Annotated in this window: 8 protein-coding genes; all 8 read right to left on the reverse strand. The window is 42.9% G+C overall.

Annotated elements, in window-relative coordinates; all coding sequences use genetic code 11:
* Position 1 precedes the first annotated feature (1 nt).
* The 8 genes from ACLOAU_RS05430 to ACLOAU_RS05465 all read right to left on the reverse strand — a co-directional run bounded on the left by ACLOAU_RS05430 (position 2) and on the right by ACLOAU_RS05465 (position 17,330).
* Positions 2-3,229: a SusC/RagA family TonB-linked outer membrane protein gene (locus tag ACLOAU_RS05430; protein WP_427860837.1), complete on the reverse strand. Its 3,228-nt coding sequence runs from the start codon at positions 3,227-3,229 to the stop codon at positions 2-4.
* 560 nt (positions 3,230-3,789) lie between these two features.
* Entirely contained in the window at positions 3,790-4,731 is a 942-nt protein-coding gene (locus ACLOAU_RS05435; RefSeq protein ID WP_427860838.1) for a hypothetical protein, read from the reverse strand.
* Positions 4,732-4,882: 151 nt separating this feature from the next.
* A complete protein-coding gene (locus ACLOAU_RS05440) occupies positions 4,883-6,940 on the reverse strand; it encodes a DUF2264 domain-containing protein (RefSeq protein ID WP_427860839.1) in 2,058 nt (685 codons plus the stop codon).
* A gap of 4 nt (positions 6,941-6,944) precedes the next feature.
* Positions 6,945-8,090 (reverse strand): glycoside hydrolase family 88/105 protein, encoded by a 1,146-nt coding sequence (locus ACLOAU_RS05445; protein WP_427860840.1) that lies wholly within the window; start codon positions 8,088-8,090, stop codon positions 6,945-6,947.
* 263 nt (positions 8,091-8,353) lie between these two features.
* Positions 8,354-10,357 carry a RagB/SusD family nutrient uptake outer membrane protein gene (locus ACLOAU_RS05450; protein ID WP_427860841.1) on the reverse strand — a complete coding sequence of 668 codons (2,004 nt, stop codon included), beginning with the start codon at positions 10,355-10,357 and terminating at the stop codon, positions 8,354-8,356.
* An 11-nt stretch (positions 10,358-10,368) separates the two neighbouring features.
* On the reverse strand, positions 10,369-13,569 hold the full coding sequence (locus tag ACLOAU_RS05455) for a SusC/RagA family TonB-linked outer membrane protein (protein WP_427860842.1): 3,201 nt from the start codon (positions 13,567-13,569) through the stop codon (positions 10,369-10,371).
* A gap of 463 nt (positions 13,570-14,032) precedes the next feature.
* Positions 14,033-14,860: a glycoside hydrolase family 16 protein gene (locus ACLOAU_RS05460; RefSeq protein WP_427860843.1), complete on the reverse strand. Its 828-nt coding sequence runs from the start codon at positions 14,858-14,860 to the stop codon at positions 14,033-14,035.
* Between the two features lie 34 nt (positions 14,861-14,894).
* A complete protein-coding gene (locus tag ACLOAU_RS05465; RefSeq protein WP_427860844.1) occupies positions 14,895-17,330 on the reverse strand; it encodes a glycoside hydrolase family 2 TIM barrel-domain containing protein in 2,436 nt (811 codons plus the stop codon).
* Between the last annotated feature and the right edge of the window lie 28 nt (positions 17,331-17,358).

A 17,358-nucleotide genomic window follows, 5' to 3' on the forward strand; every position in this document is an offset into this window, starting at 1 on the left:
ATTAAAAACCAATTTGCAGGCCGAAATTGTATGCACTTTGAATAGGATAACCTAAACCCGAGCCGCCCATTTCGGGATCCCACATTTTAAAGTTGCTCCATACAGCAAGGTTGGTAGCATTGACATATACCCTCATCGTGTTAAGTCCAAATTTCCTGATAAGGCTAGGTTTAGGGTTGAAGCCCAGTTCTACATTTTTAAATCGCAAAAAACTTCCGTTACGCATCCACCATGTAGACGTTTCATTGATATCTGATCGCTCCCGGCTGTTGTTTACTACAAAGTTTTGGCTAAGGCGGGGCCATAAGGCGTACAGGTTACGATTTTCCTCACTCCAGTAACTATCCGCCACCACTTTTAACAGTGCGTTCTGGCTACCACCATTAAATACAAAAGGAGCTATATTTTCAGAGTTAATAAAGAAGGAAGATCTCGCTGAACCCTGGAAGAAAAAGCTAAAGTCAAAACTTTTGTAAGCAATGGTTCCGCCAAATCCATAAATAATTTCGGGCGAAGTTGGCAGACCAATAGGTACCATATCCTGGTTATTAATCACTCCGTCTCCATTAACATCACGGTACTTGATGTCACCCCCGCCATAAGATCCACCGTTGGCAATGCCTGGCGTACCTCCAAATTGGATCGGCGAGTTGATGGCTTCGTTGTCATCTACAAACAAACGTTCGGCGATATATCCATAACGTTGTGCCATAGAATTGCCAACGCGGCTCCGGTACCATTCATTCTCCGGATAAGAAGGCTCATCATATTTTAGTACTTTACTGGTAGCATAAGTGAAATTACCTCGCATCTGGGCACTCCAGCCACCTCCAAAGTCTTTGTTATAAGTAGTCATTACATCCAAACCCTGACTCATACCTTCGTTGGTATTAGCAATGATAGATGCCTGCAAACCCATAGTGGTAGGGATATAGGTGCGGCCGCTCAGAATATTGGTACGGGTATTACGATACACATCAATATTCAAATCCCATGCTTTAAACAAACGTAGATCAAGACCCAGGTTGATCTGCTCCGATTTTTCCCAGGTAATGTTGGGGTTTGCATAACGACTCACCAATACACCGGGCCGGCTATAACCATATAATTCACCGAAGGTCGCACCATAATCAAGATTATTCATTTGTACTTCTGAAAGATAAAAGAATCGATCCTCAGATCGGCCTATCTGATCGCTCCCTACAAAACCATAAGTAGCTCTTAGTTTAAAGTTGTTTATTACTTCAGTTAGAGGCTCAAAAAACTTTTCATTAGATACTACATAACCTAAACCAAAGGAAGGGAAGAATCCGAAACGGCTGTTTTCTGCAAAACGCTCAGATCCGTTATAACCAAAGTTAAATTCTGCTAAATACCGGGTATCATAACCGTAAGAAAAGCGGCCTGACAAGCCCTGGTTTCTGGCTGGTAAGGATAACTGCAAACTACCCATGTTACCAGAAACATAATTACGCAGTGTAGTGATTACCATACCGGCTAACGCATGCTTGCCGAAAGTACGGTCGTAATTCAATGCCGCTTCTGTGTAAAATGTTGCTGTTACATCTTTTCTCCCCGGCATATAATCTAAATATTCGGTACCGGTCGTTCCTATAGAACCCTGCCCCCCTCCATTTAATCTTAACAGGGAAACTTCTCCCTCGGGTGTTACCTGTGTGGTATAATAATAAGGATTAAATGATCTGGATACGCTGGTATAAGATTCCCGTCTTACAAAAGACATTAGCCGCGCATTCAGACCTTTTGTTATCGCGTTGAGGTTTTGCTTTAGCTCAATCTGAGCCTGAACATTGGAACGGTTATACTCCGAATAACCTCTCACCATTTCGGCATAAGGATTTACGTATAAACCTTCGTTGGGTGCAATAGCATTACCAAATAAAGGATGGGTTGCAAATTCAGACATTGACTGGGGATAGATTGCCGGGAACATTACGGGATTAGACCAGATTGCCTGATTGAAAATACGTGCTCCGCCGCCGATTTCGTTACCATTGTTATCACGTCCCAGCAAAGGACCTTTGTAATCATCAAACTGAGCATACACCCTGATTGCAGCATCCGTTGTTTGAGTAAGTTTTAAATCGACATTTGAACGCACACTGTAATTGATCAACTTCACATTGCTATTAAAGTTGTTGAGTTTTTCTGTTTTCAATACCCCATTATCCACGTTAAATGTTCCACCAATATAATATCGTGCTTTTTCAGACCCTCCAGATAAGGTGAGGTTATTTCGTGTATTAATCGTGTAGGGTTTAATTAATTGCTCGATCCAGTTATTACTTGGGTATAACAGCGGGTCTGCGTCTGGTTTTGCGGTAGCATCAATTTTCGTTTGCAGATACGGCAATGGCGCCAAGGGGTTGCGGGTAAGTGCCGCTTCATTGGCTAATGTCATATAAGTGATATTATCAGCAAACTCAAAATTTCGTGTGTTGGAGGATCCCGTAACCTCTGAGCGTAATGTAAAATTGGTTTTGCCCGCCTTACCGCCTTTGGTAGTAATCAACACTACACCATTAGCGCCACGCGCTCCATATACCGCGGACGCAGTTGCATCGCGCAACACACTAAATGAGGCTATATCATCAGGCTGTAAACGAGCCATATCCGTGTTGCTCGACTCTACCCCGTCAATCAATATTAACGGGTCTTGTTTACCGGTACCGAATGTGCCTAATCCGCGGATGAAGAAAGATGCATTATCAGCACCTGGTTCCCCACTTCTTTGATAGGCAATCATTCCACCTACCCTACCGGCCATCATAGTGGTGAGGTTACTGGTAGGTCCTTTTAATTCTTCCGGGTTAATGGTTGAAATAGCACTTACCATACTGGAACGTTTCTGCTTGTTACCAAAAGCTGTTACAACCACTTCATCAATAGTCGTAGTTTGAGCAGTGAGCACTACATTGATAACAGGTTCACCCTGTACATTCCGCTCTACACGAGCATAACCCACTGCAGAAAACACCAGCGTGCCATTGGCGGGCACTTCTAACTGGTATCCACCATTCTCCCTGGTTAATGTAGCCCGGGTAGAGTCGCTTTTCAGGAAAACGGTAGCATTGGCAAGCGCCGCTCCTGCATCTGTAGTAACAGTACCCTTTACTACAATGTTTTGCTGCTGCGCAATAGCATCTCCCTGTATCATAAAGGCGAGACCAATTGCAAGCAGGCATCTAAAGTAAAATCGAATAAGCATACCTGATTTGTAAGGTTTTAGTGAAAAATAAAATTTAGCTCCGGGACGTTCATGAAAGCACATACCTTTCCCTGCCAGCCTTTAGGCCGGTTTTTTTGTGGCATCGAAAAAGAACTTTATCTACCTGCTACAGCAAATGGAAAAGGTTATTATCTCTCGGTAGTTTTTAGTTTCAACACGTCCTGTATCATCAAAAAGTTTGGTTTATAATATAAGTTCTCAATCCTTCGTTTGTTTGTTAAATGCAAGCTCCTGTACAATATTTGTCAATTATACTTTTATAAAAGTATTCCTATTTTTTTACTCACCATTGTTAGATTTTAACCGTTGTTAACCAAAATTTAACTCATGCATCAGCCACATCTTTTTTCCTGTAATGCAGCATCCACAACACTTTCACCTTTAGCCAGCATACTGCCAGTGCGGTTGCGCAACAACCATTTCCCGCCTCTCAAAAGCGGCAGTTATCTTTTATCGTTTTATATGAACAATCGCTATTGGTATATCTAATAATTCGATAGAATATTTTTGGTGTTATTTACAGTTTTTGCACTTATGAGTTATTCATATAACATTCCCGAGGAGGTCTGTTTTAAGACTTTTATTTTTAATGGCAAGACATTGGGGCCATACCCAAACCAAAATAACGGAGGAGCGACGTAATAATATCCGCTGAAATTTGCGCCGTTTTCATATACAGCAAATCGGTAATGAAAACTTGATCTAGAGGAAATATTATGATACATTGCCCCAAAGTCAAGAGATACAAATACCTCACCTTGTGACGGCTTTGCGGACATTAAAGCTGACGATGGGGCGTATCCTAAGTTAAGTGGTGTAAAAATACCTGTACTTGCGTTATAATTCCCTACCTCTATATTGAATGTATAGTATTTTTCGTCTGATCTGTATTCTTCGGGCCAAGTGAAATAGGCGGAAAAAACATGAAAATAGGGCCAGCTCGAGGAAACCGTGTAGTTCGGATAACAGTCTATAAATTCGGGTAGCTCTTGTAATCTAACTGATGATTCGTACACAGGTAGATAAACAAATGATTTGGCAACTGAATAAGTTGAAGTAATGGAGTTAGAGCTAGTCACAGTAATTTGTAACTCTAGAGTAGTTCCATGAGTCAGAACCGGAACATTAAATCCAAAAACATTTCCCCCTGCAGACAACATTGTAGATATACAATCGGATGACGAAGCCCCTGAAGATAAACAAATTGTAGCTGGACGGCTAATGCTTGAATTATATGTGAATGAAACTTGTACATAATACCCACTAGTAGTTTGAAAGAGCTCCATGTATGCTCCAGAAAAAGGAGAAGCTGTAGAACTAGACGAGGCTATTAGCTTTGGAGTTATCTCATTTACGCCCCTATCCGCTACCGCAGCTTTTTTTAAGTGATCATTTGTAAGTGTTTCTTTCTTAGAACATCCGGTCATTAAAGCCAGAAAGAAAGCAATGAATACACAGATGTGTTTTTTGGTCTTGTACATATTGATTTTTATTTTTTACAAATAGTGAAATAGTGCCAACCTAAAAAAACTTTTTATTAAAATTCTAGTACGGCAAATTCGAGGCGCAGCTAACTTCATTTTATACAAATTTTTTCTCAATAAATATTATCGTTTAAGCTTCTGCAACGGATTAATAGTTTATACATTGTAAATTCCAATTATCAAACTGCACAACTATCCTTTTTTTATCTACTGAAATACCAGAAATGGGCGCCAATTCATCATCCAACCAACGTTCGCCTGACTTCTTCCAAAGCATCAGTGTTATATATATTTGTTCTTTGCCGGCAATAACGCTAGTTGCCGTGTTAATCACACTACTTTGCTCACTTTCCGGATGTACCCTTTTTGTATTTACATCATACACCCGACTCCATCCCTGGTAACTAACCATGGCCAATTGATAAACACCATTATCTATTATTACCACCTCTTTGCCTTTTACTTTCCTGCGTGTGGTTATGATATCTTTTTTCAACCGTGGCAATGCATAATGACCTAATCTTATCTCGGTGGCAACCGGTGAGCTGATCTTATCAACCCTAAGGATACCATTGGCAAGAGGTATATCAGCCAGGTTTAATTTTATGCCGGGATTCGTTTCCAAAACGGCATCGCGGTAATAAATACCCTGTTCAAATTTTTTAAAATCGTAAAGCCGTAGCGGCTCCCATTCATTCTTTTGATTTTTGACGAGGTAGTTCATAGATACCACACCATCCACACTATCGGCCTGCCAGGGAAATGCACTGTTGTAAGAAAGCCGGTTATAATTTTCGCTGGCGCGAAAAGTTTCCCAGGCACCTATCAACTTTACCTTGCACCAGGCCCTGATCTCAGAAGCGCCTATATTAGGATAGTCCGTGATCAATATATTCGAACTATCTGCAAAATGATTAACTACTTCTCCTTTTTTCATCTCGTTTTCCCAGGCACCATCATTTTCAGTAGCCGTCCAGAAAGGACTATTCTTTGGTAACATCAATGCAAAAAAGGCTTTGCCCATCCAGTACACACTTCCGCGGCAACTGTAAGGTTGAACGGCAGGTTCAAAAGAACCATACACTCCTAGTGTGGGTACATTGTTCTTCATAAAATCCGGGTGTGTTATAAACTGCTTCATTACACCCGAAGCAATCCGCCGCATCCAGCCATAATTAACAGCAGGATCATTCTGCAAACCCATCAGTGCGAACGGAACAATAGCGCCGATCCTGTAAGTCATGCTCCGGCCCCAAACAATCATCTTCCCATCTCTCCCGAACATATACGGATATTCCTTCTTGAGGTCGTCAAAGTTTTTAAGAAATTTCTGTGCATATTCAGGATAGTATTTCTTTCCAAAATATTCGGCCCATAGGGGACCATACATCTGGAAGGCCCACATGCTGTAATAGTCATACGCCGGGTTATCGTTATACCAGCCTGCACCCCTGTAATGCTCCAGGGATTTATCAAGGTATTCAACTAATAATTTTTCATTGACTTCATAACCCTTTTCCTTGAAAAAGCTCAATATAAAAATGTTAAAGAACTTCCAGTTGGAAGGCACCGTTTTACCATCACCATAACTGAGCATGGTATGCGCCAATAAATCTTTTTGCTCTTTGGTTAAAGGGTCAAACAATACTTCAGGCACATAAAATAAGGATACCGCTAAAGCGCCAAACTCCACCAGTATCTGGCTGGGACCACCATTTTTTTCCTGTGGTTTGATATAAGATTTGCTTTGCGGATTTAGCAGGTTTAATATCTGGTGTCGATAATAATCAACCACCCTCACATTATTCAATACAAGATTTGAATCTTCCTTTAATAAAGGAGCCGCTATAAATAGTGTACGGCTCAACCCTTCCAGTTTTTCTGTTGGCACCTGTGAAGCCTGCCTGGGATAGCTCTTACCCGGCTCTTTGGGAAACTGCATGGGGTCATTAATATTACCTACATAGCTAAATGCCCCCCTGAGCAAATACAACCCCATTTGCTTCCAGTGCTCGCGGGTCATGCCCGTGTGCGGGCTTATTTTATAGTCAGGGTTGGCAATCTTAAAAAGCGGTTGATTAGCAACCCTCTTTTGCTGCAATGCCTTCTCCCACGAATCACCCGCCTGCGATTGAGCTATACTACACATGCCGAGCAATACTACAGTCAATACAACCGATCTGGTATATATGATGTTATTGATCACTGTCTTATTTCTTTTCTAAAAATTTATACATTTCTGTTGCGGCCAATAAAAAAGCGCCTACACCAAAACCTGCAGTAGAATCTTTATTAACTACCTGGCCAGGTATCGCCCGCTCTCCTATGGGTTGCACATAGCCTATTTTACCATCGGGCTGTACGGCAGTTTTTGTAAGGTAGTTCCACGCCTTCTGTATCGTAGGCCAGTACGCCGCTTTATCCAGGTAACCGTTATTCATACCCCATAACAAACCAAAGGTAAAAAAAGCAGTGCCGCTGGTTTCCGGTCCCGGCGCATGTTGCGGATCCATCATGCTGCGTGTCCAGTATCCCTCTTCCTGCTGCAGGTTTTTTATTGTCTCCGCAAGGCCTAAAAATTTCTCTTCATACGCTCTCCGGTTCTTATCGCCTGCCGGAAGGTCTTCCAATACTTTTGCAAGAGCTGCTATTACCCAGCCATTGCCTCTTGCCCAAAAATCTTTTTTACCATTAATGCTTTTATGTTTGGGATAAATATACTTCGCATCCCTGTAGTATATTTTTTCTATTGAATCATACATAATACTATTTGCGTAGGCAAAATAGTCTGCCATCTTATCCAGGTATTGAGAATTGCCGGTAATATGATACATTTTGACCATTACGGGCATTACCATATATAAGCCATCAGCCCACCACCAGTAATCGTTTTGTGCAGTGCTCATCTGGTACTCCATTACTTCCCGGGCCCTTGCTATCTTTTTCGGATTTTTTATTTTATCCAGGTTATACAGGTCGATATAGGTTTGAAAACATACCTGCCAGTCACCAAACAACACATGCTTATTAGTTTCACCATAGTTATATTTCCACTCTGCTTTGTTGCTGGAGGTAGCCCCCATCCACTGATTTTTTTCGGCCCATTTTTGGGAATAGGCTTTATAGCTTTCGTTGTGAGTTAGTTTATACGCTGTCATATTACCTGTATGGTAAGCAGCTACATCCCAGAAAGCCCAGCCCGGTTTGGTGTGATTGCTTTGCCAGTAATAATTTACTTTTTGAATACAAGACAAAACCTCTGCCCTGGACGGGTGTTTACGCTCGAGTGTATCTGAAGTATCGTTTTTGTGCTGAAACAAAAATGCTATAGCAATAATTAAGAACTTTAAATTCATAAATAATTAGTTTGGAGCCGATTTAGATTTAATTGCTATGTTGAACAGCTCCTATTTATGTTTGCAATGTCTCTCTTTAAGTCAGGAAAAACAGGGGCAAATTCATTTTTGATAGGGTTAAATTCACTACAACAGATGCATGGAGTGCAAAAATTTTTTCCTTTGTAACAGGACATATAACAGAGCTGCCTCAATATTGGTTATAAGACTAAGACAGCCCTGTGATTATCCTGATATACATGCCTTAAAATAACGAACGGAAACTATTGAACTTTATCTTCATCTGCTACCGCTTCTTCCCAGGTAGCCCATTTGGATGTGTTTGCGTTATAGCCGTCGTAGCCAAAATTTTGGGCTAACTGACCTTTGTTATTAGCAGTGATTGCTGAATTCGGAATCGGCCAGTAAAGATTATGCTTAGCCATCCTGTAGTTAATAGTACGGGGTCTCACTGCAATCTCTCCTTTATTATACATACCGTAACGCACTACGCGCTGATACCAATAACTACCCCCCGAAGCACCTGTTCCTTCCTGCTTGTCGTAAGTATTAACATCATAAGTATTGCCCCATTCGTCCGGCTTTCCACTCAAGGCCAAACAATAAGAAACACGGCTTAACTCCATATGCCTCCACTCTTCTAGGTATAGCTCACGAGCTCTTTCGTCCATAATTTGCCCTATAGTCACTGTGTTGTAAAGCTGTGTACATCCAGCTCTTTTGCGAACCTCGTTAACATCGGCTGCGGCTCCCCCGGCATCTCCCAAATAATATTTGGCTTCGGCCCGTAACAGGTATGTTTCTGCCAGGCGATACAAATACCAGTCGGCGTTACTACCATTAGTAGCGCCGTTAAACTGGTTGGCACTCTGATTGGCCTCGGCTACTACATCCTGCAGGTAGATTTTATAATGGGGCCAGTCAAACCATACGCGTAACGAATCGGTGCATAATAGAGCCCCTGTAGTAGGATGTCTGAACAAAAGGTTTTTACCAAACCAGGTACTTGTAGGGTCGTTGTATTTAATAGAGTCCATTCTTCCCCAGTTACCCACCGCACTATTATGCCGAAGATCACCCAAATCATTTTGCCCGTTAACATTCCACATTTCATTGGTTGCAAATGAAGTTAATCGCCATGTTCCAATACCGCGACCTATTGCTCTTATGTAGTCATAGTTTTGCCGGTAGCTACCATTATTACGTGCATAATTTTGTACGGCCTGTTTACCATCAGGTGATTTCAAATCAGAGCCGCTTGTGTAACTTGGCCCGAAAATCCTAAGTGTTAAAAAGTCGATCATCGACTCCGCCGTTGCTCCCCGGTTGGGCATACCCATTATCACCTCCCTGTTGGCTGCAATAAGTTTATTTTCGGGGCGGTGTAAATCCCATATTACATTACGTGTTACCTGCCAGGTTTGAGGTGAATAGGTATTTACAAAGGTTCCGAAATCACTTTTCATCAATTCGTATCCGGATTGATTAATCAGTATATCTGCCTGATCTTTTGCCTTTTGAAACTGGCCGGTGGCCAAATAGCACTTTATTAAAAGCATGCGACAGGCTCCTTTGTTCACCATGCCTTTATAGATCATATCCTTTTGCTCGGGCACCCACTGCACAGCAAACTCCATATCCTTCGTGATCATCTGGAGAATGGCTTCGCGCTTGGTTGATTTATAGTTTTGTTTGGGAACCTCTAAGATCTTTGTTACCAATGGCACATCTCCAAATTGAAACACCAGAGAGAGGTAGCGATAAGACCGGTGAAAATAGGCCCTTCCTAAATAAGCATTCTTCGTAGCCTCGTCGAGTCCGGTCACATTATTAATAAAGCTTGGAATGGTATTCGCGTATTTAATGCCCTCATAGGTCTGGTCCCAGAAATAGGTCGTCCAGTTGCCTGCATCATAACCAGGGCCTCCAATTGGAGTCAGCTGCGTAGGTATATCCGCAAATAACGCTGCATCATCCGTTTTTGATGCCACGCTGAGTTCTGAGAAAAGATACTCTGTGCCGATTGGAACAGAAATGTTACGATTCTCAAAGCTTGTCCAGTAGGTACGGATATGCCGGTCGGCCATGGCCAATGCTGCCTGTAGTCCGCTTTCCGTACTAAACGTGGTGGTGGGCTCGTAAAAAGATAATGGGTCAGGTTTTAAAAACTCTTTAGAACAACCACTTAAGAACACTGCGCTTCCAATGGTGGTGGCAAGCGTAAGTGCATATAATGCTTTTTTATTTTTATATATCGATAAATTCATGTCTGTATGTTTTAGAAAGTAACATTTAAACCCAATGAAAAAATACGTGTGGCTAATCCTCCTGTTTCGGGATCGCCATACTCCCAGTCTTTTTGCCATACGGCCACATTGCGTACAGATCCGTATATTTTTACATTTGACATTTGATATTTACTTGTCCACGTTTTAGGCAATGTATAACCCAACGATATACTTTCAAAACGAATAAAGGAACGGTCGTAAACTTTGCCGGGGGAAGCCACACCACCCGGCCCCTGGGCGTCTAGTCTTGCGTAATCATTGGTTGGGTTTTGAGGTGTCCAGTATTCTTTGGTAAACGTGTTCAGACCATTGGTGATCAACGAACCATCATTATCGCGATTCAGATAGTTCCAATCGATCGACTTATGACCCATGTAAGAATATAAGTTAAAAGATAGCGCCAGAGATTTCCAAAAAGTGAAATCGTTACGCAACTGCCAATGCACCGGTGGAGCTGTAGGTCCCATGAACTCCCTGTCCTTATCATTATATACCGGGGTAGTTGAGCCATCAGCGTTCTTCTTGTCGTCTGCAGTATAATTATTTGCTACTTTAGGATCGCCGGGTTTTTGGCCGTATTTCTTGGCCTCTTCTATTTCGTTCGCCTGCCATATACCTGTTACACGATAGTCCCAGATAGCACCAATAGGCTGACCAATAAACCAACCATTGGTGTTGTCATTCATCTCCCTTGTACCAATTACGTTTCCTGCCGCATCCAGCACGTTTTCATATTGATAATACAAGTGTTTGATCCGGTTTTTATTATAGGAAAAATTCAACGTGGTGTTCCACTCCAGTGTATTGCTTTGCAAATTCAGTGTGCTAATAGTAAACTCAACACCTCTGTTAGATACTTCACCCAGGTTGGTGGCAATGCTATTGAAACCAGAGAAACCTGGAAGTCGCTGGCTCATGATCATATCATGCGTGTTCATAACATAATACTCAATGCTACCAGATATCCGATCGTTTAAGAATCCATAATCCAGGCCTACATTATAAGCTGCTGTTTTTTCCCACTGCAGGTTAGGGTTAGCCAAACGATCGACAGACAAGTAACGCATATTTACAAGTGCTCCTGAACCGTCGAGATAGCCCTGGAAGCGACCTGTACCTGATCCCAGATTTGCCAATGCTATATAAGGGTCTGCCAAAGCGCGGTTACCATTCTTACCATAAGAAAGACGTAGCTTTCCTGTGCTCATGGGCTCCCAATTAAAGAATTTTTCATTAGTGAACGCCCATGCCAATGCTACAGAGGGGAAAATACCATAAGGATTATTAGCACCAAATGCCGAATATCCATCGCGACGCACGGTAGCAGTAATCATATACTTACTATCATAGGAGTAGAACAAACGTCCAAATAATGCGTTCGCTGTCTGGCGGGAGTCGGAAGATGAAAAGCTGCTCCTTGTTTTGTCCCCATTGGCCGTATTATGAAATCCCAAAGCATCTGAAGGCAGGATGTTACGGGCTTCAATGCGATCCTGCCAGTATCTGCGCTCTTCGGCTTCCTGTACAAGGGTGAGATTCACCCGGTGTTTTTTTGCAAAAGTCTGCTCCCAATTGATCGTGTTGTTCAGTGACCAGTCAAATCTTTTGGCCTGCTCCCGGTTAACCAGCCCATTGTTAGATGCTTTCCAGTCAGGGTGTTTTGAAGATTCAAAATAACGGTCATAGAAGAACTGGTAACGTGGTGATGCATTGAACGAATAGGTGATATTGAACGGTAGTGTTACTTTGGCAGTAAGAATACTGTTAAGCACTGTGTAGCCTTTTTCCAATTCAATGAATTGCTTGTTAAAATCGAAATTGTAGGCATAACCCTGATTCTGTCCCATAGGGCGGTGAACCAGGTTACCCGCCGAGTCCCTGTAAGAAGCATATGGGCTCAGGCGTATCTGGTTATTGTCCCAATAATTAAGGCCTAACCCGGGCTGTAAATCTCCATCACTGCGATCCTGGAAATTTACATTGGCTCCCACCTGTAGCCATTTAGTTATTTTTCCATCCAGCTTCATATTGGCGCGTGTAGCCCGGTACACATTCCCAACAACAGCTCCTTCATTTTTCAAATGACCAAACGATAAGTAATAATTCATCTTTTCGCTGGCTCCGGATACGCTGGCATTATAGTCTTGGTTAAAGCCGGTACGAAACGTGTGGTCATACCAATCGAAAGTTTTGCCTGCCACATAATTAGCAAGTACAAGATCATTCAGGTTGAGACGCCGCGCGTAGATGCTGGCATCAGATTCGCCCGCAGTATTGGTAGTATAAGCACGCCACTGCTCCAATGTAATCCCGTACTGAGAAAGATTATCAGGACTGTCATAATACCCCAGCTTTCCTTTTAATGTACCGGTTTGATAGGGCTCATAGTCGCCCGTTGCTGCATTAACCCCATAAGTGTCTTTTTTATACCAATCTTCGCGAAACTGCATGTAACCATCAGGGCCATATACCCTGCGATAGGCACTTTTCGTTGTAAACCCGGCATTGGCACTAACATTAATGACCGGCTTACCAATCTTGCCTTTTTTCGTGGTGATAATAATTACCCCATTGGCGGCCTGTGCACCATAAACTGCCGCCGCCGAAGCATCTTTTAATACATCGATCTGGCCTATGTCATCGGGGTTAATTTCGGATAGCTCTCCATAAAAAATCATACCGTCTAAAATGATTAATGGATTATTATGCCCACCGGCCGTATATACCGATCGCTGGCCTCGAACCTGGAGGGAGCCCCCTCCTTTTGCTGACGGGTCGTATCCTACCTGCAGGCCCGGAACACCACGAAGAATATCCTGTACGGTATTAGGATTGGCATTGGCCATATCGTCAGGCTTTATCTGCACTACCGATCCGGTCAGATCCTTTTTTCGCATGGTGCCATAACCCACAACCACCACCTCGTCCATAGACACATTCGATGCTGCTAACTCAATATTGATGACGGTATTGTCTCTTACTTCTACCTCCTGCGAAACATAACCAGTACCCGAAAACTGAATCTTATCGCCCTTTTTTGAATTAATGGAATATGCCCCCTGGTCATTGGTAACGGTGCCATAGGTGGTACCTGCAACTACAACAGATATGCCGGGGATAGGAGCTCCGTCGGCTTTAGTAACAGTACCCTGAACTGTAACCTGTGCATTAACAATAAGCGGAAGTGCCATTAACAGAAATACCAGGACACCACAATTCAGTAGCTTTAATCGCCGAAATCTTAATTTGGCTTGCATAAACAATCGCTTTTATATTTTAAATGAATACTACGCTAACCAGCTAAATCATCTTAGCTCGTATTGCGTGATGAAAATAGATCATGATATACCCTGGACCGGGGGAGAAATCGTTATAAAAGAGGGGTGATTTTAGTACGGACGAAAAACCTTTATTTATTGTAAAGGTCTAAAAATCAACTTATAAAGGAAGGAGGGATATCAACATCTGTTATACCCTATGCTAATTTTTCAGCAGGTTGCCAACTATGTTGACCCGTATGGGCAGTAGCGTCGCGATAAAGACTTAGCTTCTTTTAAGAAACATAGTAAGCCTGGCACTGTTACAAATGCCCAGGCAAAAACCCTACATGTTCAGAGTGTGCGCTTTCTAACGCTTATCACTCACTAACATTTATTACTTTTTTTGATATACCCTTACATAGTCCACCTCGTACCGACTTGGAAATTCAGTTGTTGAAGGGTCACCGCCATTGTCACCGCCTATTGCCAGGTTGAGCAGTAAATAATGAGGTTGTTGAAAAGGATTAGTGCCATCGGGATTATTCGCATCAGTTAGCTTTACCTCGTTCAGCAGCAGGTCGTCTACAAAAAGTTTGATAGAATTTTCATCCCAATCCATACGCCATACGTGAAAATCCTGGTCCCAGTTGGGTTTAAACGAGTTGACCGGTTTATGGGTGCTGAACCACTTGGCATTCCAGCGTTGATTGGTACCCGTTGCCACATTGGCCAGGATATCGCCTTTATAATATTCCATGATATCAATCTCTCCATTCCAGGGCCACTCGCCATTTACACCCAATGTCCATATGGCAGGCCATAATCCCGGCTTTGCTATAATTTTAGCGCGAATTTCAAATCGGCCATATTGCCAGGTTTTAGAATGGCGGGTATTGATGCTGGCAGATGTGTATTCAATCTCCTTTCTTTTTTCCCGCCAATCGCTACTTCCTTCTTTGTACCTGGGATTGGTTTTGGTTTCCCTGCGTGCCTCAATGATGAGCTTACCGTTTTCGCACCAGGCATTTTGTGGCTGGTACCATTGCAGTTCGTTATTGCGCACAAAGCCTTTTTCGAATTGCCAAACCGTTGTATCTACAGCACCACTTTTATCGAACTCGTCTGACCATACGAGCTTGTAATCATCACCCTTTTTCTTTACGTGGCCGGAATCATCCGGGCTGCCGATAGCTAGTAACGAACCAATAATCAGGGAAATCATTGTAATATCTTTTTAAATAACTGTTCTGAATTTGTTAGAGTGTTATAGTTACGCTCTTTAACTTAGGCGAGGTGAATACTATTTTAACCGGACCTGATTTTTGATTTTTCTTCACATAAGCCAATAATCTGCCTCGGAATGTTTTCTGTACATTATCGGTATAGTCCCCCATATCGCTGTTATCACCGGCTTCAAGGCCGAGTAAGGTTCCGCCTGTTACCGTACAGGTTATGTCGGCATGGGTCGTATAAACAGGATTACCCTTTGCATCTACCAGTTGTACCGCTACCTGTTTAACCGCGTCATCTTTTTTGCTATCATTGATCACTTTTAAGGCAGTGGCCTCACCGGCAGTTGCCACCGCATAAGTAACTACTACATTACCGGCCGCATTCAATCCCTCCACTTTTAATGTACCTGGTTTAAACGGAACATCCCAATAGGTAATACCGGTTTTGGTATCATAGTTTTTAACATCCCCCACAGGTTGATTATCAAGCAGCAATCTTGCTTTAGCAGTATTGGTATAACAAACCACTCGCACGGTTTGCCCCTCTTTATTGTTCCAGGATGCCCAGGCATCTACGGATAATTCTTCTCTCCTTCCTTCTGATTGCGACAAAACATCCTGTGTATTGTTAGCGCCTTTAACCGGGTAAGTGCCCAAGTAAGCAACAGGCTTTTCACTCCATAAGGATTGCCTGAAATAACCTCTTGGTTTAATAAAACCGCCGAAGTCTAATAAGCCCGAATAAAAGCCACGCGATGGCCATCTGCCCGATTCTCCCAGGTAGTCGATACCTGTCCATAAAAATTGCCCGAATATGTGTTCGTTATCCGTAACCGCTTTCCAGGCGCTCAGATCGTGGCGGTTTTCACTGCCGAATATGACCCGGTTCGGGTATTTTTTATGATCGCTGCTATACCGATTCTCCGTATAGTTATAGCCGGCTATATCCAATGCTGACGGGTATTCTGTTTCGTTAGACATAGCAACGCCGGCCAGTCCTGCAGTTACCGGGCGCGACCTGTCGTATTGTTTCACCACAGCCGCCAGCTTTTTCGCAATTACACCCAGGCGCATCGCGTCCGGTGCATCTTTTTTATAACCGCCGAATATTTTTTGTGTAAACCCTGTTTGCGCACCGCCATCAAGCACCGGATGTGAATAAGGATCATTCGGATAGTCTACCTCATTGCCAATGCTCCAGGCAAATATGGAAATATGGTTCCTGTCTCTGCGCACCATATCTCCCAGGTCTTTTTCGCCCCACTCCGGGAAAAAATCATAAGCGCCCTGGTAGCCCGGTGTACCTGCATTCCAGCCTTCGAGCCATTTACGTTTCGGAAATTCCCATTCATCAAATGCTTCATCCATCACCAGTAACCCCAGCTCATCACAAAGCTCGTATAATGCTGAAGCCTGCGGATTATGACTGGTTCTGATCGCATTCACCCCTACTTCTTTTAAATTTAATAAGCGGCGACGCCAAACCTCTTTGTACATGGCTGCTCCCAGAACGCCAGCATCGTGGTGCAGACAAACACCTTTTACCTTCATCCATTTATCGTTCAATGCAAACCCTTTATTAGCATCAAATTGAAGTTTCCTAAAACCGGTAGTAGTTACCGACGCGTCTATTTGTTTACCCCCTTGCAGTATCCTGGTGCGCAACTGATAAAGTACCGGGTTATTCAAATCCCAAAGTTTAGGATTCGCTACTTTAATGGTGGTAGCAGTTTTTTCTGAACTATTTGCTGCTACAGATACCGAAGTACTGCTTTGCCCTACTACTTTCTTGTCAGGTCCCACCAGCTCCTGCACCACTGTCAGCTGTTGAGCTTTTACATCTGTATTGGTTAAGGTAGTTTCAATATTCAAAGTGCCTGCACCATCCGTTACCTGCGGGTAAGCATACACGCCCCATTGCGCAATATGCACCGGGTTGGCATAAACCAGCCAAACATCCCGGTAGATGCCCGATCCGGTATACCAGCGCGAATCGGCATCGCGGTGATGGTCTGCCTTCACCAGTATTTCGTTAGGTTTCCCTGCTTTTATAAAAGGGGTAATATCATACATGAAAGATATATAGCCATTAGGGCGCTTACCTACCGATTGTCCGTTCACAAAAACCTCGCTACGGTTATATACCCCTTCGAAATAGATATAGACTTTTTTATTTTGTGCCGGTATGATCACCTTTTTTTTATACCAGCCAATGCCCCCGGGTAAATAACCCATGCTGCTTGCATTTTTAGGATCGAGCTTCTGTTGTACACTCCAGTCGTGAGGCAGGTCTACAGTTTGCCAGGATGCAGAAGAGGCAGGCTTTTCAGCTATCGTATCGGTGCTGTTCAGCGAAAAATTCCACCCGTTATTTATTTTATGGGCGTCGCCAAAGCCGGGCTGAGCCAAACAGTTAAAGGCAGTAATAATGAGCGTGAAGAGGAAAAGAAAGCGAGCCATTTTGAGATTTGATTGAATGAATGATTGC

The organism is Paraniabella aurantiaca, assembly GCF_050309965.1.
Taxonomy (GTDB): domain Bacteria; phylum Bacteroidota; class Bacteroidia; order Chitinophagales; family Chitinophagaceae; genus Niabella.

Bases quoted from the DNA above. Each gene is read 5' to 3' on its own strand.
- ACLOAU_RS05430 (WP_427860837.1), bottom strand. From the start codon at position 3,229: ATGCTTATTCGATTTTACTTTAGATGCCTGCTTGCAATTGGTCTCGCC.
- ACLOAU_RS05435 (WP_427860838.1), bottom strand. From the start codon at position 4,731: ATGTACAAGACCAAAAAACACATCTGTGTATTCATTGCTTTCTTTCTG.
- ACLOAU_RS05445 (WP_427860840.1), bottom strand. From the start codon at position 8,090: ATGAATTTAAAGTTCTTAATTATTGCTATAGCATTTTTGTTTCAGCAC.
- ACLOAU_RS05450 (WP_427860841.1), bottom strand. From the start codon at position 10,357: ATGAATTTATCGATATATAAAAATAAAAAAGCATTATATGCACTTACG.
- ACLOAU_RS05455 (WP_427860842.1), bottom strand. From the start codon at position 13,569: ATGGCACTTCCGCTTATTGTTAATGCACAGGTTACAGTTCAGGGTACT.
- ACLOAU_RS05460 (WP_427860843.1), bottom strand. From the start codon at position 14,860: ATGATTTCCCTGATTATTGGTTCGTTACTAGCTATCGGCAGCCCGGAT.
- ACLOAU_RS05465 (WP_427860844.1), bottom strand. From the start codon at position 17,330: ATGGCTCGCTTTCTTTTCCTCTTCACGCTCATTATTACTGCCTTTAAC.